General features: G+C 43.2%; 23 protein-coding genes. 8 read left to right on the top strand and 15 right to left on the bottom strand.

Annotated elements, in window-relative coordinates; translation table 11 throughout:
* The first annotated feature begins 5 nt into the window (after positions 1–5).
* Positions 6–872, top strand: coding sequence for an aldose 1-epimerase family protein (locus tag BUC20_RS24755; RefSeq protein WP_073234454.1), 867 nt, complete (start codon positions 6–8; stop codon positions 870–872).
* Here the strand turns inward: BUC20_RS24755 and BUC20_RS24750 are convergent.
* The 6 genes from BUC20_RS24750 to BUC20_RS24725 all read right to left on the bottom strand — a co-directional run bounded on the left by BUC20_RS24750 (position 869) and on the right by BUC20_RS24725 (position 8251).
* Complete coding sequence (locus BUC20_RS24750; protein ID WP_073234452.1) at positions 869–2062, bottom strand: GAF domain-containing sensor histidine kinase; 1194 nt, start codon at positions 2060–2062, stop codon at positions 869–871. The two genes, BUC20_RS24755 and BUC20_RS24750, sit on opposite strands and share 4 nt — an antisense overlap.
* 137 nt (positions 2063–2199) lie before the next feature.
* Entirely contained in the window at positions 2200–3039 is an 840-nt protein-coding gene (locus BUC20_RS24745) for an oxidoreductase (RefSeq protein ID WP_073234449.1), read from the bottom strand.
* An 82-nt stretch (positions 3040–3121) separates the two neighbouring features.
* The gene (locus tag BUC20_RS24740) at positions 3122–4024 is read right to left on the bottom strand and encodes a helix-turn-helix domain-containing protein (protein ID WP_073234445.1); all 903 of its coding nucleotides are present in this window, start codon (positions 4022–4024) and stop codon (positions 3122–3124) included.
* Between the two features lie 36 nt (positions 4025–4060).
* Positions 4061–4969 carry an NAD(P)/FAD-dependent oxidoreductase gene (locus tag BUC20_RS24735; protein WP_073234442.1) on the bottom strand — a complete coding sequence of 303 codons (909 nt, stop codon included), beginning with the start codon at positions 4967–4969 and terminating at the stop codon, positions 4061–4063.
* A 149-nt stretch (positions 4970–5118) separates the two neighbouring features.
* On the bottom strand, positions 5119–5913 hold the full coding sequence (locus BUC20_RS24730) for a DUF4249 domain-containing protein (RefSeq protein WP_234994595.1): 795 nt from the start codon (positions 5911–5913) through the stop codon (positions 5119–5121).
* A 10-nt stretch (positions 5914–5923) separates the two neighbouring features.
* Positions 5924–8251: a TonB-dependent receptor gene (locus BUC20_RS24725; protein ID WP_073234437.1), complete on the bottom strand. Its 2328-nt coding sequence runs from the start codon at positions 8249–8251 to the stop codon at positions 5924–5926.
* Positions 8252–8351: 100 nt separating this feature from the next.
* On the opposite strand from BUC20_RS24725, the gene BUC20_RS24720 reads away from it, so the two are divergent.
* The 4 genes from BUC20_RS24720 to pdeM all read left to right on the top strand — a co-directional run bounded on the left by BUC20_RS24720 (position 8352) and on the right by pdeM (position 14234).
* Entirely contained in the window at positions 8352–9392 is a 1041-nt protein-coding gene (locus BUC20_RS24720; protein ID WP_073234434.1) for a ligase-associated DNA damage response exonuclease, read from the top strand.
* A complete protein-coding gene (locus BUC20_RS24715; RefSeq protein WP_073234431.1) occupies positions 9389–10981 on the top strand; it encodes an ATP-dependent DNA ligase in 1593 nt (530 codons plus the stop codon). The genes BUC20_RS24720 and BUC20_RS24715 overlap by 4 nt, the downstream gene beginning before the upstream one ends.
* A gap of 87 nt (positions 10982–11068) precedes the next feature.
* Positions 11069–13609: a ligase-associated DNA damage response DEXH box helicase gene (locus BUC20_RS24710; protein ID WP_073234427.1), complete on the top strand. Its 2541-nt coding sequence runs from the start codon at positions 11069–11071 to the stop codon at positions 13607–13609.
* On the top strand, positions 13593–14234 hold the full coding sequence (gene pdeM, locus BUC20_RS24705; protein WP_073234424.1) for a ligase-associated DNA damage response endonuclease PdeM: 642 nt from the start codon (positions 13593–13595) through the stop codon (positions 14232–14234). Before BUC20_RS24710 ends, pdeM begins: the two co-directional genes overlap by 17 nt.
* A gap of 18 nt (positions 14235–14252) precedes the next feature.
* Here pdeM and BUC20_RS24700 read toward each other — a convergent pair whose 3' ends face one another.
* The 4 genes from BUC20_RS24700 to BUC20_RS24685 are packed head-to-tail and all read right to left on the bottom strand — an operon-like array spanning position 14253 to position 17561.
* The gene (locus BUC20_RS24700; RefSeq protein ID WP_084529253.1) at positions 14253–14882 is read right to left on the bottom strand and encodes a hypothetical protein; all 630 of its coding nucleotides are present in this window, start codon (positions 14880–14882) and stop codon (positions 14253–14255) included.
* Between the two features lie 2 nt (positions 14883–14884).
* On the bottom strand, positions 14885–16153 hold the full coding sequence (gene bioA, locus BUC20_RS24695; protein ID WP_073234421.1) for an adenosylmethionine--8-amino-7-oxononanoate transaminase: 1269 nt from the start codon (positions 16151–16153) through the stop codon (positions 14885–14887).
* Complete coding sequence (locus BUC20_RS24690) at positions 16150–16590, bottom strand: NUDIX domain-containing protein (protein WP_073234419.1); 441 nt, start codon at positions 16588–16590, stop codon at positions 16150–16152. Before BUC20_RS24690 ends, bioA begins: the two co-directional genes overlap by 4 nt.
* Positions 16587–17561 carry a cation diffusion facilitator family transporter gene (locus BUC20_RS24685; protein WP_200801013.1) on the bottom strand — a complete coding sequence of 325 codons (975 nt, stop codon included), beginning with the start codon at positions 17559–17561 and terminating at the stop codon, positions 16587–16589. The genes BUC20_RS24690 and BUC20_RS24685 overlap by 4 nt, the downstream gene beginning before the upstream one ends.
* A gap of 135 nt (positions 17562–17696) precedes the next feature.
* Between BUC20_RS24685 and BUC20_RS24680 the strand changes: the two genes are divergently transcribed.
* A complete protein-coding gene (locus BUC20_RS24680; protein ID WP_200801011.1) occupies positions 17697–18890 on the top strand; it encodes a pyridoxal phosphate-dependent aminotransferase in 1194 nt (397 codons plus the stop codon).
* 496 nt (positions 18891–19386) lie between these two features.
* On the opposite strand, the gene BUC20_RS24675 is transcribed toward BUC20_RS24680, so the two are convergent.
* Positions 19387–20628, bottom strand: a complete 1242-nt coding sequence (locus BUC20_RS24675) for an ABC transporter permease (RefSeq protein ID WP_069380637.1) — start codon at positions 20626–20628, stop codon at positions 19387–19389.
* A 227-nt stretch (positions 20629–20855) separates the two neighbouring features.
* On the opposite strand from BUC20_RS24675, the gene queA reads away from it, so the two are divergent.
* Positions 20856–21905 (top strand): tRNA preQ1(34) S-adenosylmethionine ribosyltransferase-isomerase QueA, encoded by a 1050-nt coding sequence (gene queA / locus BUC20_RS24670; protein WP_073234415.1) that lies wholly within the window; start codon positions 20856–20858, stop codon positions 21903–21905.
* A gap of 82 nt (positions 21906–21987) precedes the next feature.
* Entirely contained in the window at positions 21988–22662 is a 675-nt protein-coding gene (locus tag BUC20_RS24665; protein ID WP_073234412.1) for a 2-C-methyl-D-erythritol 4-phosphate cytidylyltransferase, read from the top strand.
* Between the two features lie 34 nt (positions 22663–22696).
* On the opposite strand, the gene BUC20_RS33780 is transcribed toward BUC20_RS24665, so the two are convergent.
* The 4 genes from BUC20_RS33780 to BUC20_RS24650 form a co-directional block, all read right to left on the bottom strand.
* Entirely contained in the window at positions 22697–22858 is a 162-nt protein-coding gene (locus BUC20_RS33780; RefSeq protein ID WP_143166907.1) for a lmo0937 family membrane protein, read from the bottom strand.
* A 201-nt stretch (positions 22859–23059) separates the two neighbouring features.
* A complete protein-coding gene (locus BUC20_RS24660; RefSeq protein ID WP_008240955.1) occupies positions 23060–23281 on the bottom strand; it encodes a DUF2795 domain-containing protein in 222 nt (73 codons plus the stop codon).
* A gap of 86 nt (positions 23282–23367) precedes the next feature.
* Complete coding sequence (locus tag BUC20_RS24655; protein ID WP_073234409.1) at positions 23368–23916, bottom strand: cob(I)yrinic acid a,c-diamide adenosyltransferase; 549 nt, start codon at positions 23914–23916, stop codon at positions 23368–23370.
* Between the two features lie 9 nt (positions 23917–23925).
* Entirely contained in the window at positions 23926–24684 is a 759-nt protein-coding gene (locus tag BUC20_RS24650) for an ABC transporter ATP-binding protein (protein WP_073234406.1), read from the bottom strand.
* Positions 24685–24720: the final 36 nt, after the last annotated feature.

Genomic DNA, 24720 nt, shown 5'->3' with positions numbered 1-24720 from the left:
CCTATATGATTATCCTGGAAAACACTAAAATCTACGCTTCCTTCTCTGCTAAAGGAGGAGAACTACAAAGTTTAAAGCATAAAAAAACAGGCCTGGAATACCTCTGGAGTGGCAATCCGGAATACTGGGGAAAATTCAGCCCTATACTTTTCCCTATTGTTGGAGGCTTAAAAGACAACACTTACTATTTTAAAGATCAGGCCTATACTCTTCCCCGTCACGGTTTTGCGAGGGACAGAGAATTTAAGGTGGATCAGATTTCTGAAACGGAAATCCTCTTTACACTGGAGCATGATGAGGAAAGCTTAAAAGTTTATCCTTTTCATTTTCGCCTTGGTCTGCGTTACCAATTAACGGAGCAAGGCATCAGCTGTAGCTATGAAGTCGCCAATACCGGAGCTGAACAACTTTGGTTTTCAATTGGAGGGCATCCAGCATTCGCTGTACCGCTGACAGAAGGCTTAACCTATACCGATTACTACCTGCAATTCAATAAAGACCAGCAATTGGTTTCCAATAAAATACACCATGATCTCATAGATGATGAAACGGAAAGTATCCTCTTAAAAGATGGACAGCTTCCTTTAAAGCATGAGTTATTTTATGAGGATGCACTGGTGTTTAAGCAATTGCAAAGTGACTGCATTTCTATAAAAAGCAGAAAGGATACCCATGGTCTGGATTTTCAGTTCAGTGATTTTCCTTTCTTTGGCATCTGGTCTGCTAAAGATGCTGATTTTGTATGTCTGGAGCCCTGGTGCGGAATAGCCGATGGTATCCATCATCAGCAGCACCTGGAACAAAAGGAAGGCATCCTCTCTTTAAACCCTCAGGAAGAATGGACACGGAATTGGAAAGTAACCTGCTTTTAATTTCTTGAAGGCAGCTGAACAATAAACTTACAGCCTTTGCTTTTTCCTTCGCTTTCTGCACGGATGGTACCTTCATGTGCCTCCACAAGCACTTTCACGATGGAAAGGCCAAGGCCCGTTGAGTTTTCTCCTCCCGTAGGCTGAGCGCTCAGACGGGTGAAGCGCTGATAGAGCTTCCCCTGATCTTCAGCAGTAAGGCCTAAACCCTGGTCTTCTACTTCGATGACGACTTTCTCACCCAGCTCTTTTACGCGGACAAAGATGTTTGTGCCCATGGGCGAATATTTGATGGCATTGTTCACCAGGTTGTCGACAATCTCGGTTAACTTTCCTTCATCAGCATTTACATAAAGGTCTTTTTCATAGCTGAAATGCAGGGTCTGGTTCTTTCTCTCTGCCAATGGCTGATTCATAGAAACCACATTGCTGACTAAAAAAGAAGCGTTCACCTTGATCAGTAACAAATGAATTTTTCCGGCTTCCATGCTGCCCACCTGCAACAGTTCATCAATGATGCGAACCATATTTAAGCTGGCGATCTTAATCTGATCACATAGGGTATCTACCATTTCCGGATTGCTTTTCTTCATCTTGATGAGGTCTGCACGTACAGGAATGGTAGTTAATGGGTTTTTAAGGTCGTGGGCAGTGGTATTTAAAACCTGATTGTGCTGGGCAAGGCTGATTCTTGAAGCCAGTCTCCACTCCATCTGATCCATCACAATGTCCCTCAGATCTCTCAGGATCTCCTCTTCTCCGGGGCTCAGTATTCTCGGCTCCTTATCAATCACACAGAACGTACCCAGGTTAAATCCATCCTTGGTGCGCAATGGGACACCAGCATAAAACCTCAGCCCAAAATCACCTGAAACCAGCGGATTGGCCAGGGTCCGGGGATCCGCAGCAGCATCTTCAATCTGATACAGTTCATCACATAAAATTGCAGCTGCACAAAGGCCTTCCTCCCGGCTGATCTGCTGTGCTTCTACACCATATTTTGACTTGAACCAGATGCGGTCGGTATCTACAAGGCTAACGATGGCGACAGGAACTTTCAACATGTTCGCAGCCAGTCGGGTAATCCGGTCAAAAGAACCGTCTGGTGGAGTATCCAGAATATCGTACCTGTTCAGGGCCTTAATTCTTTCTTCTTCTGATGAAATTAGATCGATATCTATTTGAGTAGCCATTGAGATTGTCATTGTGTGATTATAAAGTTAGTAATGTTCCCTTCTGAAAACAAATTACTATCCTTTAATCCTGAGAATATGACTAAAGATAAAGATTAATTATCAAAATAATGGCTGCCCCAGGGCAGCCATTAGCTTTAAAAACCGGTATTCACAGTTACTGTTTTCCATTCTTCCAGCGCTTGCTGAACCTGGGCAATTTTTTCATTCGCACGTTCATAGGCATCCGCTCCAAGGAATAAATGCAACGGAGGGTTTTCATTTGCAACAACACCGATCAATGCTTCGGCAGCTTTTTCCGGATCACCAGCCTGGTTACCATCAATACTATTCTGATGAACAGCTTCGATTTCCCTTACTTCCTGATAGGCATCAATTTGATGAACCGGAGTTAACAATGATCCTGAAGAAAGAAAATTAGTCCTGAAATAACCCGGATAAACTACGGTTACATTGACCCCAAAAGGTTTCGCTTCTGCAGCAAGAGATTCAGAGAAACCGGCTACTGCAAATTTTGTGGCGCAGTAAATGCCAAATCCCGGAAATCCACCAGTGTATCCTCCTATCGACGCGATGTTAAAGATATGCCCGGAATGTTGTGCCCGAAAATGAGGCATCACATTTCTGATGACATTTAAGGTGCCAAATACATTGATGTCGAAATTTGCTCTTGCCTCCCCGTCACTCAGCTCTTCCAGACTTCCGGTTAAACCATATCCGGCATTGTTAACGACTACGTCTATCTTACCAAATCTTTCTATACCTGAGGCAATGGCCTGAGCAATGCTTTCTTCATTTGTCAGATCCAGCACTAAAGGCAGAAAGTTTGCCGTCTCAGCACCTGCTGCATCAGTTAATTCATTGAGTTTTCTTGAGGTTGCAATGACTTTAAAGCCTTCATTTAAGAGTTTCTTTACCAGGCTTAATCCTAAGCCCTTAGAAGCACCTGTTACAAACCATATTTTTTGATTGTCCATAATTTTAGCGTTTTTATAAAAACAAAATTACCGGACATCAGGAGTTAAACCCTTACATCAATCAAACCATTTATTGTAAAATTCAAACATTCCTGAATTGAGAAGGATTGAATCTGGTGTGTTTTTTAAAATAGTTGTTAAAATGAGCAGCTTCTTCAAATCCCAGACAATAGCCAATCTCAGAGATGTTCCAGTCGGTATGCCTGAGCAAAGCTTTCGCTTCGGTCACAATACGTTCGGCAATGTGCATGGTGGTGGTCTTTCCTGTGGTTTCTTTGATGGCCCTGTTCAGGTGGTTTACATGCACCGCGAGCTGTTGGGCAAAGTCTGTTGCCGAACGCATCGTGAAACGCTGTTGTGGGGTTTCTATGGGAAACTGGCGCTCCAGCAATTCTGTAAACACTGCGGTAATTCTGGAATTGGCATCAGGATGTTGATATAGGGTCTCTTCCGGCTGAATCTTTAACGCAAAATGAATCAGCTCCATCACATAGTTTCTGATGAGGTCATATTTATAAACATAATCTGAATCAAGCTCTTCCGCCATTTTCCGGAAAAGGGTACTGACCTGAAAGTCCTGATCGGCATTCAATACAAAAGAAGGTTTTCCTCCCGGAAGAAACATCGGCAGGTCCATCAGGTTGCCACGGATCTTCTCCGTAAAAAAGGCATCTGTAAAAATGCAGAAGTAACCGGAGCCATCGTCGTTTAAACATTCCCAGGTATAAGGAACCTTCGGGTTGAAAAACATTAACGTGGAGCCCGAAATCTCAACACTCTTGTCTGCATAATGGTAAATATTTCTTCCCCGCATCAGGCAGACCTTGTAAAAGTCCCTCCGGGTATATTTTACGGGAACCGCATTAGGCCCAAGGTGGTTTTCCAGGTTAAAAACATTAAAATGTCCGATCCCTTCCTGAAGGTTTTCAGGAAGCCAGTTGAACTTTTCACGGTAAAAATCTTCGAGGCTTTCTATTTTTGACACAGCCCAAAGTTACACAATTCAAACCATTTCCTGCAATTACCAGGAATCCATGATCAGTTCATAATTGATCATCGATCCGGAACGTACCCCAGCGGCAACTGCAATGGCAACCGACCTGCCCATAGTGGTATTGTCGCCTGCAGCATAAATACCGGCAACACTGGTCTGTTGCATTTCGCTAACCTCAAGATAGCCCTGCTCATTGAGTTTGCAGCCTAATTCCTGTGGAATGCTGCTGTGCTGTTCAAAAGGAATCCGGGCATACATCACCGAAAAGGAATGCTCCTCCCCATCTGATAATACAATGCTTTTCAACTGTCCATCTGTATGTAATAAACGGCCGACTGGTGTTTCAATCCATTGAATGTTATTTTTTTTCAATTGCTCCTGTTGTTCAGTATCCAGAGTAATTGGCCCATTGGTAAATAAAACCAGTTCTTTGGTCCAGTTGCTGAGGATCTGAGCAAAATGAAAGGCATCATTTCCATTGATCAGCACTGCAGTCTTCTGATGGCGGACTTCGTAACCGTGACAATACGGACAGTGGATCACTGAGATTCCCCAGCAGGCAGCAAAACCTTTGATGTCTGGCATCAGGTCCTTTACGCCTGTTGTAAATAAAAGCTTTCTGGCGCTGAACATTTCCCCTGATGCAGTTGTAAGCTCAAAAAATCCATCTGGTTTTTTGGCCGAGATGACCAGGTCATTCCGGAAACTAACTGTTGGGTAAGCCAAGACCTGTTCCTTTGCCTTTCTGGCGATTTCGGCTGGCCTTTCTCCGTCAAGGGTAAGGAAGTTATGAGAATGAGGTGTTTGCGCATTGCAAGGCTTCCCACTATCAATAATGAGCACTTTTCGCATCGCACGACCTAAGGTCATGCCTGCTGAAAGCCCGGCGTAGCTTCCACCTATAATAATGACATCCAGAAGATTGCTGTCTTTCATTTTCTTAGTTTTATGATTTAACCGTAAAAATAAGAATAATTCAGTTATTGCAACAATGTTTCATTAATAATAATCAATCGTGACCATCAGCAGACAAGCCATTGGAGTTTCGTTGTGGTCTGCCGAAATATTAAATATTGCAGGAATGCTTACTTGATCACCGCAGTTCTCTTACCCGAAGTGTATGCGTTGAATATCCCTAATGCGCCATTACTGAAATTGGTAGGCGGATTTGCAGGTGCCACCGGTGGTCCTCCCTGTCCGGAGTTTTGTCCCAAGCTATAAAAATAACGGTATACATTCCGGTCTATACATTGAAATTCTACCAGAACGCTATCACCTTTTACCAGGTCATCCAGCTCGTAGAAGATCACATTTGCCACTTTATTTCCATCATTGAAACGGTCTTCACTCACTGCATCTTCTTCCACCACGCCCTTCACCTTCAAGATGTAACGGTATTGATTGCTGATCCCGGCAGGATCTAAAAAGTTTGCTACGATATAACTCTTGTTATTCCCAAAGAAGTTAAATGTTTTAAAGGTCAGGGAATCTAATGCTACCCGTGCAGGCATCACAGAAACAGCCTGATAGGTTTTGCCATCATAAGTGACAGTCAGTTCATAACTGGAACCGGGTTTACCCTTAAACTTGGCCGGACTCTCATACACGCCTGCTGCCACTTCTCTAAAGACGATTTCCTGTGCTCCTCCGTCTATCTTCAATACTACCTTTGCACCGGTAAGTCCGTTAAACTTATTCGGCTCTGTGAAACTATAGGTCTGTGAAACCTTTACCCGATGGTATTCATTCTGATCACTGATGCCCCCATCGATCACAATGAGAGGTACTGCTTCATCCAGTTTAAGGTCTATCACCTTTTCACAGGCGCCGAGGCAGAATAAAGCAACAATTGCAACTACAGCAGTTATATATTTTTTCAAATTCATCCTTTTAAAATTTAAAATTCCAGGTTACCGAAGGAATAATGCCAAATAAAGTTGTTCTGACCACCTGGGTCCTGGTCTTATCGTCCGGATCATCCTTAAAATCAATGGAAAAGGGATTCTGACGGTTATACAAATTATAAATTCCAAAAGACCAGCTCGACTGCAGTTTTTTTCCAGGTTTACCTTCCAAAGTGGCTGCCACATCCAGACGATGGTAAGCTGGAGTCCGGTAACCGTTCTTTTCTTTATAATAAAAGGCAGTCCTTCCATTTACCTGATATTTACCACTTGGATAAGTGACCGCATTTCCGGTATTATATACAAAAACAGAAGAGAAAGTCCAGCGTGGACCTGCCTTATAAATCCCGACCAGGGAAAGGTCATGGGTCCTGTCCTGCTTTGCATAAAACCATTTGCCTTCATTGATCGCATCAAACTGCCGTTCGGTTCTGGAATAGGTATAACCAATCCAGCCATTAAATTTTCCGAACCTCTTTTTTAAAAACAATTCAATTCCATACGCACGCCCATCCCCATACAACAAATCCGCTTCTACATTTCCATTTCCCCGGAGGTCCGTCCCACTTCTGTATTCAATCTGATGCTGCATCTTTTTATAATAGATCTCTGCAGAAAACTCATATTTATCCTCATTGAAATTCCTGAAATATCCCATCGCTACCTGATCTGCAATTTCGGGTTTCACATTGTTGCTGTTCATGATGTAGAGGTCTGTGGGCGAAGTGGAGGTAGAGTTAGACATGAGGTGAATGTTTTGAATGTTCCTCGTATATGCCCCTTTTAAGGAGCTGCTCTTGTCCAACTGATAACTCGCAGAGAATCTTGGTTCCAGGTTAAGGTAATTTTTCACAAAATCACCGGATCCATAGGATCTGGTCTGAGTGATATTTCCGTCTTTATCATAGGTTTTAAAATTCCCCGGTCCCATTAAAGAAAAACCACTCAGCCTCAATCCGTAAACCAGGTTTAACCGTTCACTAACCGCCCATTCATCAGAAATATAGATTGCGGATTCCAGCCCTTTACGGTTTTCATAAGTGGTTTCATTGACACTGGAACGTGCATCGGCAGTAAGTTTTCCAGGGGCAATGGTATGATGGATGATGTTTAAGCCAAACTTCAGCTGATGGTCATTGCTCAGGCCATATTCGAAATCCTGTTTCAGGTTAAAATCCTTAATAGAAGAGTTGACTTCAAAATTATTCTCCTCCATGAAATTCTGAATCACATAGTTGTAATTGCTGTAAATGAGGGAAGTATTGGAGAACAGCTTATTACTGTACAGATGGTTCCAGCGCAGGGTGACTGTCGCATTTCCCCAGTTGAAGCCAAATGTTTCTGCCAGTCCGAGTTTATCCCTGCCGAAATACCCCGACAGGTAAAGCGTATTTTTATCATCCAGCTGATAGTTTGCCTTGGCATTGACATCGTAAAAATAGAGGGTATTGCTGTTGATGGAGCTGTCGGAAGAGAGCTTAAAAAAAGCATCCATATAAGTTCTTCTCGCGCTGACCATAAAAGATCCTTTATCCTTCACGATCGGCCCTTCCACTTTAAGTCTGGAAGAGATGAGCCCGATTCCGCCTTCAGCCGTAAACTCTTTGCGGTTTCCATCATTCATTTTGATGTCCAGCACAGAAGCAAGTCTGCCGCCATATTGTGCAGGCATCCCTCCTTTATAAACGCTCACATCCTTGATCGCATCGGAGTTAAAGGTAGAGAAGAAACCCAGTAAATGGGAAGCATTGTACACCGGTGCCTCATCCAGCAGAATCAGGTTCTGATCTGTAGATCCACCACGCACATAAAAACCGCTGTTTCCCTCTCCTGCTGACTTTATTCCCGGTAGCAATTGCAGGGTTTTCAGCACATCACGCTCACCGAGTAAGACCGGAACATTGTTGATCTCCCGGACATTGATCTTTTGTAGTCCCATTTGCGGACTGCTTACATTTTCATTTTTTTTGGTTGCAGAAATCACCACCTCGTCCAGCTGATTGTCTTCTTCCAGTGTAAAATTCAACCTGATGTCTTTACTGAGTTCGACTTTTTGAAGGATGGTTCTATAGCCTATAAAACTAACAGAAACCTCATAACTTCCATCGGTCACATTAAGGGAATAAAAGCCGTAAGCATTCGTGATTCCACCGGCAGAAACAGGCCCTGTTAGCTTAACACTGGCACCTATCAGGGTTTCTCCGGTTTTTGCATCAGTGACATTTCCATTTACCGTTCTTTTCGTCTGGGCATTTGAATGTTGAAACAGGACTAGGAACAAAAGTATCAGTACAACTCTAATGGTATAAGGCATAAAAAATTGAGTATATGGATGTTGTAAATATATGTACATCTGTTGAGACTTTGCAAAATACCTCATCAAACTTTATAGCCCCGGTTTTGTTGATGATCTGATGGCTTTAATCAGATTTACAAATAAGGGCATATATTGCAAACAAGGTGATTTTTACATCGACCCATGGCAACCTGTAAAACTTGCGGTAACCACTCATGGCCATGCAGACCATGTAAAATGGGGAAACCAGGCTTACTTATGCCATGAACTTACCAAACCTATCCTTCTACAACGCTTAGGTCCTGAGCTTCATATACAAACCCTTGCTTATGGGGAAGAAATCACCATTAATGGGGTATCACTGAGCATGTTTCCTGCGGGTCATGTGATCGGCTCTGCACAGATCAGACTGGAATACAAGGGAGAAGTGACAGTAGTTTCCGGGGATTATAAAGTAGAATACGATGGGATCAGCACCGCTTTTGAGCCTGTCAAATGCCATACTTTTGTCTCAGAAAGTACCTTTGGCCTGCCCATTTACAAATGGCTCCCTCAACAGGTTATTTTTGACCAGATCAACAACTGGGCCCACAGCAATCAGGAACAACAGAAAACCAGTGTACTGATTGCATATAGCCTTGGAAAGGCACAGCGACTGATCAAGGGGCTTAGCGAAGCTGACCGCCCGATCTATGTACATTCATCTATTGCCAACCTGAACGATGCTTTTATACAGGCCGGTGTAGCGCTGCCGGAAACGATCAGAATCAGTCCCGACATCCGGAAGGAAGAATTGCAGAAAGGAATAGTGATTGTTCCCCCTGCCCTCGCCGATGGACGCTGGATAAAGACACTTCAGCAGGCTGCAACAGGCGTTTGCTCAGGATGGATGCAGGTCAGGGCGGGAAGAAGGTGGAGAAGTGCCGATGCGGGATTCGCCCTGAGCGACCATGCCGACTGGCCGGGATTGCTTTCTGCAATCAAAGCTACCGGAGCAGAAAAGATTTTTGTGACACATGGTTTTACAGCCACCTTTTCAAAATACCTGAATGAAATCGGAATCCAGGCAGAAGAAGTGAAAACGCAATACGGAACCGAGGATGATGAAACGGCCATCAGCGCTCCGGAAAACCCGGCAATAAAGGAGGAGGCAGATTGAAACGTTTTACAGCACTCATCGCTCAGCTTGAAATGAGCAATAAAACCAACGATAAGATCGCTGCCTTAGTCCGTTATTTTGAGGAGGCAGAGGACCTGGACAAGCCTTATGTGATTGCCATGTTCACTGGCAAAAGACCCCGCCGACCGGTAAGTACGTCCCTGATCAAGGAATGGGCAACCGAACTCAGTGGAGTTCCTGCCTGGTTATTTGCGGAGAGTTACCACAGTGTGGGTGACCTCAGCGAAACCATTGCACTGATCCTTCCTCCTCCGGGCAGAACGACCGACCTCCCCTTGCACCAATGGATCAGGGCCCTTGGGGATTTAAACGGACAAAGCGACGAAGTTAAAAAGAAGTTCATTACCGATGCCTGGGATAGCCTGGATATGCAGGAAAGATTCGTTTTTAACAAGCTCATTTCCGGTAATTTCAGGATTGGTGTTTCCAATAAAATGCTGGTCAATGCATTGGCAAAACAAAGCCATACAGAAAGCAATAAAATCATGCACAGCATTATGGGAAAATGGAAACCTGATGAAATCAGCTATCAGGACCTTATCGGAGGGGCACATGTAGATACCGACCGCTCCTGGCCTTATCCTTTTTGTCTGGCTTACGCATTGGACAATGAACCAGAATCTTTAGGAGATGTTAAAGACTGGCAGGCAGAATGGAAATGGGACGGCATCCGCGGACAAATCGTGAAGCGTGGCGGAGAACTGTTCATCTGGTCGAGAGGAGAAGAACTGGTCACCGATCAGTTTCCTGAGCTTCATTTTCTCGCAGATGAACTGGAAGACGGAACCGTTCTGGATGGAGAGATTCTTTCTGTTAAAGATGGAAAAGTGCAGTCTTTCTCTGTCCTCCAGCAGCGCCTGAACCGGAAAACCATTTCCAAAGGGCAATTGGCAAACGCGCCGGTTGCTTTTTACGGTTATGATCTGCTGGAGCTTAAAGGGATGGATCAAAGAGGAGAAACTTTAGCCATCCGCCGCAAACAATTAACAGAAGTCATTAAAACCATTAAGACTGAAGGAATAGTAGTCATCTCCCCCACTATCGAAGTCGGCTCCTGGGAAGCCCTTGCGCTGCTCAGAGCAGATTCCAGGTCAAACAACAGTGAAGGCCTGATGCTTAAAAAACTGGATTCCCTGTACCATAGCGGCAGAAAAAGAGGCGATTGGTGGAAATGGAAGATCAACCCCTATACGGTAGACACCGTAATGATCTATGCGCAAAAAGGCAGTGGCCGAAGAGCGAACTTTTTCACAGATTATACTTTTGCCGTTCGTGATGGCGATCAGCTGATCACCATCGCAAAAGCCTATTCCGGACTCAGCGATCAGGAAATCAAAGAGGTGGATGCTTTTGTAAAGAAAAATGCCATTGAGAAATTTGGCCCTGTCCGTACGGTAAAGCCGGAACTGGTGTTTGAGATTGCCTTTGAAGGAATTGCAGAAAGCAAACGCCATAAAGCTGGTCTTGCGCTGCGTTTCCCCAGAATTGCCAGATGGAGAAAGGATAAAAAAGCTGCAGAAATCAATACGTTGGAAGATTTAAAGCAATTGTTACATTCGACTTTATAAATCAGCAGAGAATTTTTGATGCAGAAAAGAAGTAGTCTGCCTAAAGACCAGGGTTAAGAAATAAATACGGTGGTATTGAACAAAAATATGGGTATAGAAACCAGCAAAGGATATAAACAGGTGATCAAATGGCTGAAGTTGAGCAGAAAAAAACCTTTCCGCTTTCAAACTGATGCCTGGCAATATTATGCGGAGGGCTATTGCGGATTGGTCAATGCCCCTACCGGATTTGGAAAGACATTTTCTCTTTTCCTGGCCGTAGTGATTGAAGAATTGAACAGCCGCACGGAAAAGAAAGGCATCGCGTCAAAAAAGAAGAAAGCAGATACCGGATTAAAGCTGATCTGGATCACTCCCCTGCGCGCTTTAGCCAAAGACCTTGCCCGCGCAATGCGGGAAGTATGTGCAGAACTGGAGCTCGACTGGCAGGTATCGGTCAGAAATGGGGATACCAGTGCCGCTGAAAAACTGAAACAGAAAAAGCAAATGCCGGAAGTGCTGATCATTACTCCTGAAAGTATGCACCTGCTCCTGGCACAAAAAAACACAGCTACACATTTCCATCACCTGCAATGCATTGTTGCCGATGAATGGCATGAACTGATGGGGAGTAAACGTGGAGTAATGGCCGAACTGGCCATCTCCAGAATCAGGGGTATTGTGCAGGAAAAACATCCGGAAAGGCTACTCAGAATATGGGGGATCTCTGCAACAATCGGAAATATGGAGCAGGCTTTAGAGGTGCTCGTCCCCTATCCAGAGGTATTTAAAATCATCATCAAAGCAGATATAGAAAAGAAAATCAAGATCAAATCTATCCTGCCCGACCATATCGACATGCTTCCCTGGGCAGGACACCTCGGACATAAACTGGCCCATAAGCTTTTACCCATCATCCATAAAAGCAAAACCACCCTCATCTTTACCAATACCCGCGGACAGGCGGAATTATGGTATCAGAACTTGCTTAACCTGGACGAAAACCTGGCAGGACAGATCGCCATCCACCATGGCTCAATCGACTTCGAACTGCGCAACTGGATCGAAGATGCCCTGCATTCCGGCATCCTTAAGGCCGTGATCAGTACTTCATCCCTGGATCTGGGTGTAGATTTTAAACCGGTAGACACCGTCGTACAAATTGGCTCTCCCAAAGGCGTAGCCCGGTTTTTACAACGTGCAGGCCGTAGTGGGCACTCCCCTCATGAAACTTCAGTTATTTATTTCTTACCTACCCATGCCCTGGAACTGGTGGAAGCAGCAGCGATCAAGGAAGCCGCAAAAACCCAGCAAATAGAAAGCAGAGATCCGGTAGTGATGGCTTTTGACACCCTTGTCCAATACCTGGTTACTTTGGCTGTTGGTGATGGTTTTGACGATCAGAAGATCTATAGAGAAGTCAAAGAAACACATGCGTTTAGTGAATTGCTCCCTTCAGAATGGGGATGGATCATGCAATTCATCACCACTGGTGGCGACAGTCTGACAGCCTATACCGAATTCAGCAAAGTGCTGAAAAAAGAGGGACTCTGGAAAGTGGAGAGCCGGCAGATCGCCATGCGGCACCGCCTGCATATCGGAACGATTGTCAGCGACCCTATGCTCAAGGTAAAATACCTTGGCGGTGGATTTATCGGCATGGTAGAAGAATCCTTTATCTCCAAACTCAAAGCCGGCAATAGCTTTACCCTGGCGGGAAGGGTCCTGGAATTTATCATGGTCAAAGAGATGACTGCGCTGGTAAGGCGCAGCAAAAAGAAAAGTGCCATCACCCCTAGCTGGATGGGAGGAAGAATCTCCCTTAGTGCCAATCTGGGCAGTATCCTCAGAAAAAAATACAATGAAACGCTGGAGAAAAACCACCAGGATGAAGAACTGGACATCATCCTCCCCCTTTTCGAGCGACAAGCAAAAGTTTCCCATGTTCCAAAAAGTGATGAATTCCTGATTGAGCTGATCCATACCAAAGATGGCTACCACTTTTTTGCCTATCCATTTGAAGGCAGGCAGGTCCACGAAGTGATGGCCGCACTGATTGCTTTCAGGCTCAGCCGGCAGACCCCAATCAGCTTCTCCATTGCCATGAACGATTATGGTTTCGAGCTGCTGAGTGAATATCCCATTCCCCTGGATGAAGCAAACATCAAAGAATTGTTCAGTCCGGCAAACCTGGGAGAAGACATCGTAGGCAGCATCAACTCCACAGAAATGGCGAAACGTAAATTCAGGGATATTGCCTGCATCTCGGGATTGGTATTTCAGGGATTTCCTGGTAAATACACTGCAAACAAACATTTGCAATCCTCTGCTGCATTATTTTTCAATGTTTTTAGTGATTATGATCCACATAATTTATTATTGCGTCAGGCTTATGATGAAGCCTTTTATCAGCAGATTGAAGAACCGAGATTACTTGCCGCCTTACAGCGCATTCAACTCAGTAAAATTATCCTGGTAAAAGCAGAAAGTTACACCCCCCTCTGTTTCCCGATTAAGGTAGACAGCCTGAGGGAAAACATGAGCACAGAAGAACTGGGCCAACGCATCGAAAGAATGACTGCCGAAGCAGATCAGAAAATGCGTCCGCCGCATCTAAAATCAAGAAAGAAGAATGACCATCAGCTGTAACGGAGAAGAATTGATATTGAACAAGGAAAGGGCCATCTACTGGCCTGCAAAGGAGATGCTGATCATCAGCGATCTTCATATCGGAAAATCTGCGCATTTCCGCAAACATGGCATTCAGGTACCGGCAAATATTGGGAATGATGACCTGGAAAGACTGGGAAAGCTGATCGGATTTTATGATCCTAAAACCCTGGTTATCACAGGAGACATGTTTCATCATAAAATCAATAGCGATGTAACGCTGTTTTCCGAGTGGAGGAAGAAATTTGGTGGATTAAAAATATCACTGATCAAAGGAAACCACGACCTGTTGAAAAGCCAGGAATATCAATCTTTAAACATTGACCTGATTCCGCGAGAGCTGATTTCCGCCCCTTTTCGTTTGATCCACGAGCAGCCGAAATCATTGGAGAAAGATGAGTATTATACCATTTCCGGACATATACATCCGGGAGTAACGATATATGGAAAAGCAAGACAAAGGTTAAATCTCCCCTGTTTTTATTTTGGAGAACACCATGCTGTGCTTCCGGCATTCAGTGCTTTTACGGGCTTAAGCCGGATACAACCTGAAAAGAATGACCGCTTTTATGCGATCACTCCTTCGGGTATTATTGCGGTTTAACTGCTACCAGGGCAGTAATTAGTTCGTTAGTGGTGCAGCAACTCCGGTCTGCAAGGCCAATCCCTGCATCCAGTCGCTAAACATATCCTGTTCGATTTTGATCACCAGGTTCGCATGTTCTTCCCAATCCGGAGAGAATGTTTTCAGCTGGTTCAACATTTCTTCCAGGTGTCCTTCTTCTTCCAATATGATCGACTTGACATTAACTTTACTTCCTGCTTCGGTAAGCACATCCTGATAAATCGGATACAACTCATCTGCACGGACTTCAATGGCATAGGTCACGAATAAATAAGCACCAAACTTCAATTCATAACCTGATAAGTTGAAATGTTGTTTCAGGTAACGGCAAACCGCCACATCCAATGCGTTTAAATAAAACTTGGTATGGTTGGGAGCCAGCAGTTCCTCATTGGTATAGGTTTTACACATATCGCCATCCAGCTTATCGAGTTGTTTCTTCAAATAATAAGCGTGGCGATGTTCCTCGGCTGCATGTTTCAGAATAATCAGGTTTACCTGTTCCTTATGCTCGGAAGCAGAGATTTTCTTTGCACCTGCATTCTCCATATATGACAAGGTATTTAACCATTTGGCATGCAATTGATGATCACTCACTATATTTTCCAGAATCGCTTTGATTTCCATGTTTATATATCGTTTAATGCTTGTTGAATAGTTTGGTAAATATACTCCAGATCTTCATCACTGATGATGTATGGAGGTAAAATATAAAGAATGTTCCCCAGAGGCCTTAAAATGATGCCTCTTTCTAAAAAGTAAAGGTACAATTGGTTCCTGAGTCCGCTTAAATAAGAAGTATCATTTCCGGTTTCCCACTCCAGTACCAGGATTGTTCCCGTCTGACGGACATTACGAACCTTAGGATGTTCCCTGATCAGTTCCGCAAAGCCTTCATTTTTAGCCTTTATCCTTTGAATATTGGCCAGCGTTTCCGGTTTCAGCAGGATATCCAGACTGGCCAGAGAAGCGGCACAGGCGACAGGATTTGCCGTAAAAGAATGTCCATGATATAAAGTCTTCAGCTTGTCATCACTTAAAAAAGCATCGAAGATCTTTTGGTTACAGGTGGTTACTCCCAGCGGCATGGTACCTCCGGTAAGTCCTTTGGAAAGGCAGAAAATATCTGGTTTGGTCTGCAGCGTTTCGCAGGCAAAATAAGTCCCTGTGCGTCCGAAACCCGTCATCACTTCATCGGCAATGGTTAAAATTCCGTGCTTCTGACAAGTTTCAATGAGCTGATCCAGGTATTGTGCCTCATACATCAGCATCCCTCCGGCACCAAGCACCATCGGTTCGAAGATAAAACAAGCTACTTCATTGCTCAGGTAATTGATCTTGGACTTGAGCTGTTCTATATTCTTTTCTGTAGGCAGGTCAATAAACTCCACATCAAACAGCAAAGAATTAAAAGGATCAGTAAAAATACTGCGCCCGCTCACAGACATGGCCCCGAAGGTATCGCCATGGTAAGCTTCTTTAAAAGCAATGATTTTTGTACGTCCTTTGTGTCCGGTATTAGACCAGAACTGAAGGCACATTTTCAGGGCTACCTCTACCGCAGTAGAGCCGTTGTCTGTATAAAAAACCTTCTCCTGATCACCAGGAAGCAATTCCAGTAAACGTTCTGCCAGTTGCACTGCGGGCTCGTGTGTAAATCCGGCAAAGATCACATGTTCCAGAACACTCAGCTGTTCTGCTACTTTTTTGGCAATATGCGGATGTGCATGCCCATGGATATTTACCCACCAGCTTGAAACCGCGTCTATATATTTCTTCCCATCTTCATCAAACAAATAAACACCTTCTCCCCTGACAACAGGGATATGTGGCAAGGCATTCTTCATTTGTGTGTAAGGATGCCAGATGACTTTCTGATCCCGTTCTGTTAAGCTCATGTTGTTGGTTTAATGGTCAGCAGCTCTACTACTGTCTGATCCGTTTTAAAAGTAACATCCTCTGGTTTAAGCGCCGCAAGGTCCACCCATCTGAAAGACTGCAGGCTATCCTCATCAAAATCGAATACTTCTGATTTAAAGTTCAGCTGCAATGGATGAAGGGCCTTTACGATATAATAAATACTTAAAATCTGGCTGTCATTAAAAGAGGATTTCTCGTAAAAATCCGTTGTATAAAAATGTTCCAGGACTTCAATCTCTGCATTACACTCTTCGATAAACTCTCTTTTCAACGCATCGATCAGGCCTTCCCCTAATTCCAGTCCGCCACCAGGAAACTTGCTGAAAATCCTGCCTCCCGACTGCTCATCACTGATCAGTACCTGTTGCTCCCCATTAATCAGAAGTCCGTATACCCTTACGTTAAAATAGCTCATTGGAAATGTTTTTTGTTTTTAGTTGCATTATCTACCGTCCAGGCAATTTCTTTATTAAAATCTTCCGACCTCACATGGCATTCCTTCATGTTGCAATAATTACAACACTCCGGCAAACAAGGATCGGCATGAATAAATAGTTCCGTTTTATGTTCTGCCTTACCATTGATCAGTTTATCAATATCAGAGATTTCCTGATGAACCTTAACCAGGTCCAGATAATAAGGCAGGGTAATATGGCAATCGATATGAAGATCAGCCCCATACTGCTGCGCACGGAGGTTATGGACATCAATCCAGGCATCATGCCTGTTCTCCTGTAAAATGCAGACAATGTCCTTTACGAGTTCTACATTACTTTCGTCCATCAGTCCACCCACCGAACGTCTGGTGAGCTTATACCCGTTAAAAATGATATATAATCCGAGTAAAATAGAGATCACACTATCCAGCCAGTAGATCTTAGTCAGTTGAATCAGTACAATTCCGACAACGAGTCCGGCGCTGGTAATGGCATCCGTCATGAGGTGTTTCCCATCTGCTTCCAATGTAATGGAGCGGTGTTTCTTTCCGGTATTGATCAGGTAAAAACCAACCAGCAGATTGATCAGTCCTGTTGCTCCGATGATCGTTGCCCCTTCAAACAACTGGGTGATTTGTTTTGGAAATAAAAGGTCATAACCGGATTTAAAAACAATGATCAGCCCGGCAAGGGCAATGAGCACTCCCTCCACAAAAGCAGAGAAGAATTCTACCTTACCATGCCCATAAGGGTGGTTTTCATCCTTCGGCAAAGTGGCTAAATAAATGCTGTAAAATGCAAAGCCACTGGCGAGTACATTCACAATGCTCTCTGCAGCATCCGTAAGTATGGCATTGGAGTGTGTCATGAAATATGCCGCAAATTTTGCAAGCATTAATAGTACACTAATGCACAGGGAAACGAGTATGGCTTTTTTCTGAGGTAGCAATTGACAGAGTTTAGCCGTCAAAAGTACATTTTAACAAGGAAATTATATTAAAAAGTATTTTTTTTAGTTTAAAATTCGGTTAGGTTTCTATATTTGCTATCTCACAAAATTATATTTGCTTGCGCACAAATTATTATGACATTTTTATCCAAAAGAATCAATAACCTTTCAGAGTCACAGACCATTAAAATGGCTAAGTTAGGCAGAGAACTATCCGCAAAAGGGATAGATGTAATCAATCTGAGCTTCGGTGAGCCGGATTTCTTCACGCCTGAATTTGTTAAGGAAGCAGCGAAGACCGCTGTTGACGAAAACTACTCCTACTATACTCCTGTTTCAGGGTATCCGGAATTACGTAAGGCCATTGCCGAAAAGTTATTGAGAGAAAATGGATTGAACTACAGCTTCGATCAGATTGTCGTATCTACAGGTGCCAAACAATCCTTAGCCAACGCCGTAATGTGCCTGGTAAACCCTGGAGAAGAGGTCATTGTACCTACTCCTTACTGGGTTTCCTATTCAGAAATGATCAAACTTGCAGAAGGTGAAACCGTATTCATCAATGCCACAGTAGAAAACAACTTCAAAATCACAGGTGCACAATTAGAAGCAGCAATCACCCCAAAAACCAAGGTGTTCATGTTCTCTTCTCCTTGTAACCCTACAGGATCAGTATACAGCAAAGAAGAACTTGCCGACCTGGTTGCAGTTTTCGAGAAATATCCAAACATCTACATCATCTCTGATGAGATTTATGAGCACATCAACTTTGTAGGCAAACATGCTTCCATCGCTGAATTTGACTCAATAAAAGACAGAGTAGTCCTGATCAACGGATTCTCAAAATCCTATGCAATGACCGGATGGCGTGTAGGTTATATGGCTGCCAACAAAGAACTTTCCAATGCCTGCGATAAAATGCAGGGTCAGATCACTTCAGGAACGTCTTCTATCGCTCAACGTGCTGCATTAGCCGCATACCAGGGTGGATTGGAAACTGTAAATGCTATGGTACAGGAATTCAAAAGCCGCAGAGACATCGTTTACGCTTTGCTTACAGAAATCCCTAACATCAAAGTAAACCTTCCCGACGGTGCATTCTATTTCTTCCCTGAAGTAAAAGCTTACTTCGGTACCAGCACTGGCGATTACAAGATCAGCAATGCAGAAGACCTTTGTCTATACCTGTTAAATGAGGCTCATGTATCTACCGTTACTGGTGAAGCTTTTGGAAACGAGGATTGTATCAGAATTTCTTATGCTGCTGCAGAAGATAAATTGAGAGATGCCGTTTCAAGAATCAAAGCTGCTTTAGAAAAATTAAGCTAGTTATCACGTTAACATATCGAAAAGGCCGGTTTCTTTAAAGGAACCGGCCTTTTTCTATTTAAGCTCTGCCCATTTAGTTTGATCTTTCAAGCTGCGTTCATTTAGTTTCTCTTGCAGGAGAAATTAAGTGTTGATCAAAATATCCATCTCCTTTTCATCCCCGAATCTTTGCTGAAGGGCAAATATTCGAATGTCTTCAAAGCAAATGGACATTTTGATCTGAAACAATGATTGCTCCATCGCATGATGCAACGGCATATCTCTCAAAGAACAATACAAATTCACAAAACGAATAGAAAAAAGCATCCCGGCTATGTCTGCAGGGGTCGAGGCTCGTCAGTGGAGCGAGTAACAAATCTGTGCAATATTTCTTCGATAAAAAAAAAGAGCATGTACTGAAAAGGCCTAGAAAATTTTGCCGCCCTTCAGCGTGCAAAAGATTTCAGCCTTTGAAGAATATGCTCTTTTTTTTTATCGAAGAGGGAGCAGGATTTCGTTAGGAGCGGATCGCTTCAACAGGGTCCAGTCGTGATGCCGAAAACGCTGGCCAGAACCCTGAAATCGTACCAATCACTACCGATATCGTCACCCCTAGCATCACATTCTTCCAGAACAGGATCATTTCAAACCCACCGGCTGTCAATGCTAAAGTCAATAAATAGACGAGTAACAACCCTAATGCACCTCCCAACAGGCAGAGTGCGATCGCTTCAAACAGAAACTGCAGGAGTATGAAATAATTCTTGGCACCCAATGATTTCTGAATTCCAATGATATTGGTTCTTTCCTTCACTGATACGAACATGATATTTGCAATTCCAAATCCGCCGACAAGGATCGAGAAACCACCGATTACCCATCCTGCGATATCTACCACACCGAACATCTGATCCAGCTGATTGGAGGCAATGGTACTTTTATTCAAGGCAAAATCATCTTCAGCACCTGGTTTGGTTCTGCGGATGGCCCTCATGGCACCTCTGATCTCGCTTTCTACTTCTTCCAGGGCGATGTAATCCTTTCCCCTTACGGTGATGGTCGGATCGTAACGTTCACTTTCGACATCCATAATACCTTTGGCAAAATTAAGCGGGATGAGGATGTTTTTATCCTGGGACATGCCCATCATATCCTCTCCTTCTTTCTTAAATACGCCAACAACGGTTAGCCTTCTGGCCATTACCGTAATCGATTTACCAATTGCGGGTTGTCCGTTAAAAAGGCCTTCGGCGATGTCGGCACCAATGATGATCACCGGGGATCCTGATTTACCTTCGTTATCGGTAAAGTATCGTCCTTCCTGAAAATCGAGGTTCCATGTTTTATTGAAATCCTGAGAAGCGGCTCTGATTCCACCACCTTCTACGGAGTTACTTCTGTATTTTATTGTTCTACCGTTGGCAGAGATTTCGTAAGATACGCCTTCTACGTATTCCAATCGATCTTTAAGACCTTCATAATCTCTTAAAGAGGCTTCGGGTCTGTTCATGTATTTCCACCATGGGTAGTCACCGAAACCACCCCAAGGCCATTTTTGCACGAAAACGGTACTTGAACCTAGTTTATCGATACTGGCCTGCAGTTTACTCCGGAGGGTATCCACGGCAGAGAAAACGAAAATGATCGTAAAAATACCGATGGTAATCCCTAATAGGGAGAGCATTGTCCGCATTTTGTTCTGGCGCAGTGCATCTAATGCAAACCGAAAACTTTCGCCTATTAGTCTGAAAATAATCATAATTGAGGGTTAGACCAAAAGTACTTAAAAAGGTTACAGCAAAATCCTATATAATATAAAAAATACAATTCTGGCTTGTTCTCCAATGACACCATCATTAGCATACCGCTTAAAAAAAACTGAGAATGCTGATGATAGCTTCATAACCATTAAAAGAAAAATAGATTCTAATGAAAAAGAAAATTATATTTCTTAAATTTGCGCCCTTAATTATCACATCGAAAAATATGAAGTTATCTCAATTTAAGTTTAATCTCCCTGAATCATTAGTTGCCAATAATCCTTCAGAACATAGGGACGAAGCCCGTTTAATGGTTTTGCATAAAGATAGTGGCAAAATTGAACATAAAATATTCAAGGATGTTTTGAGTTATTTTGATGACAAGGATGTCATGATTTTAAACAATACCAAAGTTTTCCCTGCCCGTTTATACGGTAATAAGGAGAAGACAGGTGCAACTATTGAGGTCTTTTTATTAAGAGAATTAAATAAAGAATTGCGTTTATGGGATGTTTTAGTAGATCCTGCACGTAAAATCCGTGTTGGAAACAAGCTATACTTCGGCGATGACGATTTGTTGGTTGCAGAGGTTGTTGACAATACCACTTCACGTGGACGTACCATCCGTTTCTTATTTGACGGTACTGACGAGGAGTTCAGAAAGAACATCGAAATTCTGGGAGAAACTCCACTTCCAAAATATATCAAGCGTAAGGCTACTGCACAGGATAAAGAACGTTATCAAACGATTTTTGCAAAGCATGAAGGTGCTGTTGCTGCTCCTACTGCAGGTTTACACTTCAGCAGAGAGTTGATGAAACGTCTGGAACTGAAAGGTATTAACTTCGCTGAGGTAACTTTACACGTAGGCTTAGGTACTTTCAGATCTGTAGAGGTGGAAGATTTAACAAAACACAAAATGGATTCTGAGCAATTCATTATTGAGCAGAAAGATGCGGATATTGTAAACAAGGCAATTGAAGAAAAAAGAAGGATCTGTGCCGTAGGTACCACTTCTATGCGTGCGATTGAGTCGGCTGTTTCTTCAGGAAGAATGCTTAAACCGGCAAACGACTGGACCAGCAAGTTTATCTTCCCTCCATATGATTTCAGCATTGCAAACTCTATGATCACTAACTTCCACACTCCGGAATCAACATTACTGATGATGGTAAGTGCATTTGGTGGTTACGATTACGTGAGAAATGCTTATGAAGTAGCACTGAAAGAAAAATACCGCTTCTACAGTTATGGAGATGCGATGTTGATCATCTAATTTCAAAATATAAAACATTGAATAGGAGATTTTGAACCAATATGGTTTAGATCTCCTATTTTTGTTTTAAAGAAGATCATAAATGAAGTACTACGCAATTATTGTCGCAGGTGGATCCGGGAGCAGAATGCAGAATGTCGTTGCCAAACAGTTTTTACTGCTGGATGGGAAACCGATATTGATGCACACCCTGGAAGCTTTTGCAGCATGTCCTTTGCAGCCCGAACTATTGCTCGTGCTGAACATCCACCAGCACCAATACTGGGAAGAGCTTTGCAGGGCCCACAGCTTCACCATACCACACCAGCTCATCAAAGGTGGGGAACAGCGGTTTCACTCCGTTAAAAACGGTCTTAAGGCCATTAAAGGCAAAGGCATCGTTGCAGTACATGATGCAGTCAGGCCACTGGTTAGTCTGGAGTTAATTTTAAGGTCTTTTGAAGCCGCCGAAGCGCAAGGTAGCGCAGTTGCAGGTATTGCGCCTACAGATTCGGTCAGGAGGATTGGTCCAGATGGAAAGACCGAAGCTTTAAACCGGAACGAACTGCTGCTCATTCAGACTCCACAGACCTTTACCACAGAAATACTAAGGAAAGCATATCAGCAACCCTTCAGAAATGAATTTACAGATGATGCTTCTGTTGCCGAATATTCCGGTTTTACGATCAACATTATTGAAGGGACCCGGGAGAACCTAAAAATCACTTACCCTGAAGACCTCGAAATTGCATTGTTATATAAAAAGAAAGGCTCCTGATATCAGGAGCCTTTCTTTTTATATAAAGTGGTGATTATGACGCTCTATTGATGACTTTCAACAGAATTGCGATGACAGCAATCACCAGAAGAACATGAATTAAGTTTCCTACATTCGGACCGAAACCATGAAAGAAGAAGCCTATGACCCATAGGATCACCAATACTACTGCTACTAAATAAAGTAAATTTCCCATAACGTTTAATTTTTAGATATGTTTTTTAGATAAACTCATGAGGACTGTTAAAGAATCTCATGACATTACATAAACAATCTCTGTTCCAAAAAGTTCTCTGAAAAATAATTGTACAGAAAATGTTCAGCCAAAACAGGTCAAAAAAAGAAAGGCCCTGTTGTTCACAGGGCCTCTTAAAGCATTACTTAGAAATGCTAAAGATTAGTATTCGTCTTCGTTGAAGAAGAAGTCATCTTTAGTAGGATAATCCGGCCAAATCTCTTCAATGGTTTCATAAGGTTCCCCATCATCTTCCAAAGCTTGTAAATTTTCGATCACCTCTACAGGTGCGCCTGATCTTATACCGTAATCAATTAATTCGTCTTTTGTTGCAGGCCATGGAGCGTCTTCCAAATGCGATGCGAGTTCTAATGTCCAATACATATTTCTTATACTATTAAGTTATTCTAATTCGTTTCGCAAAAGTATATTAAAAAACATGAGCAAAACAAACTTTTTTTTCAACCTTTTTAGAGGCGTGGAATCCAGATGTTTTCATCTGTTTTCGCATCTAAATTCAGTTTTCGTGCCAAAACAAATAAATAATCGCTTAAACGGTTTAAATAAATAGTCATTTTTTCGTCAACAAAGCTTTCTGAGGCCAAATGTACCGTTAAACGCTCTGCACGGCGACAAATACAGCGTGCCACATGGCAAAAAGAAACGACTGTAGTTCCACCCGGCAGGACAAAATGTTTCAGTTCCGGCAATATTTCGTTCATATCGTCCATCTCCTGTTCCAACAGATTTATGTCACTTTCGTGCAAATCCGGGATTTTCATCCTTGATTTTTCCGGGTCGGCAGCCAGAGAAGCGCCCACGGTAAACAGCCGGTCCTGGATTTCTTTCAGTATTTTCTGGTGATGAGCGTCTATATCCTGACACATGATCAGCCCGATATAAGAGTTCAGTTCATCCACCGTCCCATAGCATTCTATGCGCAAATGGAATTTCGGTACACGGGTACCTCCAATCAGTGAGGTCAAACCCTTATCGCCCGTCTTGGTATATATCTTCATGAAAGAATATTAGCTTATTTTTTCAAAATCATCGCCTTTCGCTTCCAGCTTGGTCAGTCGTGGCGATACGGTTTTGATGTCTGTATTGAGGTAATCTTTTTCGATCAGCCCGTCACGCATCCGTACAATTCGGTGTGCATGTTGTGCAATGTCCTCTTCGTGCGTCACCAGGATAATCGTATTTCCTTTGCTGTGGATCTCTTCCAGCAAACCCATAATTTCTATAGAGGTTTTTGTATCCAGGTTACCTGTAGGCTCATCGGCAAGAATGATCGAAGGATTGTTGATCAATGCCCTGGCTACCGCTACCCGCTGACGCTGACCACCGGAAAGCTCATTTGGTTTATGTGTTACCCTGTTGCCCAGACCTACATTTTCCAATGCTTTCTGTGCCCTGGCGTCTCTTTCCTTTTTATTTGCTCCGGCATAGATCAGCGGAAGTGCCACATTATCCAAAGAAGTAGAACGGGGTAACAGGTTAAAAGTCTGGAAAACAAAGCCGATTTCCTTGTTGCGGACCTCTGCAAGCTCATTGTCTGTCATCTGACTTACATTGATGCCATTCAGGACATAATCCCCCTTGCTTGGGGTATCCAGACAACCGAGAATGTTCATCAGCGTAGATTTACCGGATCCTGAGGGCCCCATTAAGGCCACAAACTCCCCTTTATGTATGTCCAATGAAACTGATTTTAGCGCATGGATGACTTCCGACCCTATCACGTATTTACGACCTATATCTTTGATGTTGATTAACGCTTTTTCCATTGACATTTTTTTATTCCTGTTTCGTTTTAGACGGTC

The organism is Pedobacter caeni (assembly GCF_900129215.1).
Lineage (GTDB): Bacteria > Bacteroidota > Bacteroidia > Sphingobacteriales > Sphingobacteriaceae > Pedobacter > Pedobacter caeni.
Note: the sequence above shows the minus strand (reverse complement) of the source record. Positions and strands in the feature narration are given on the sequence as shown.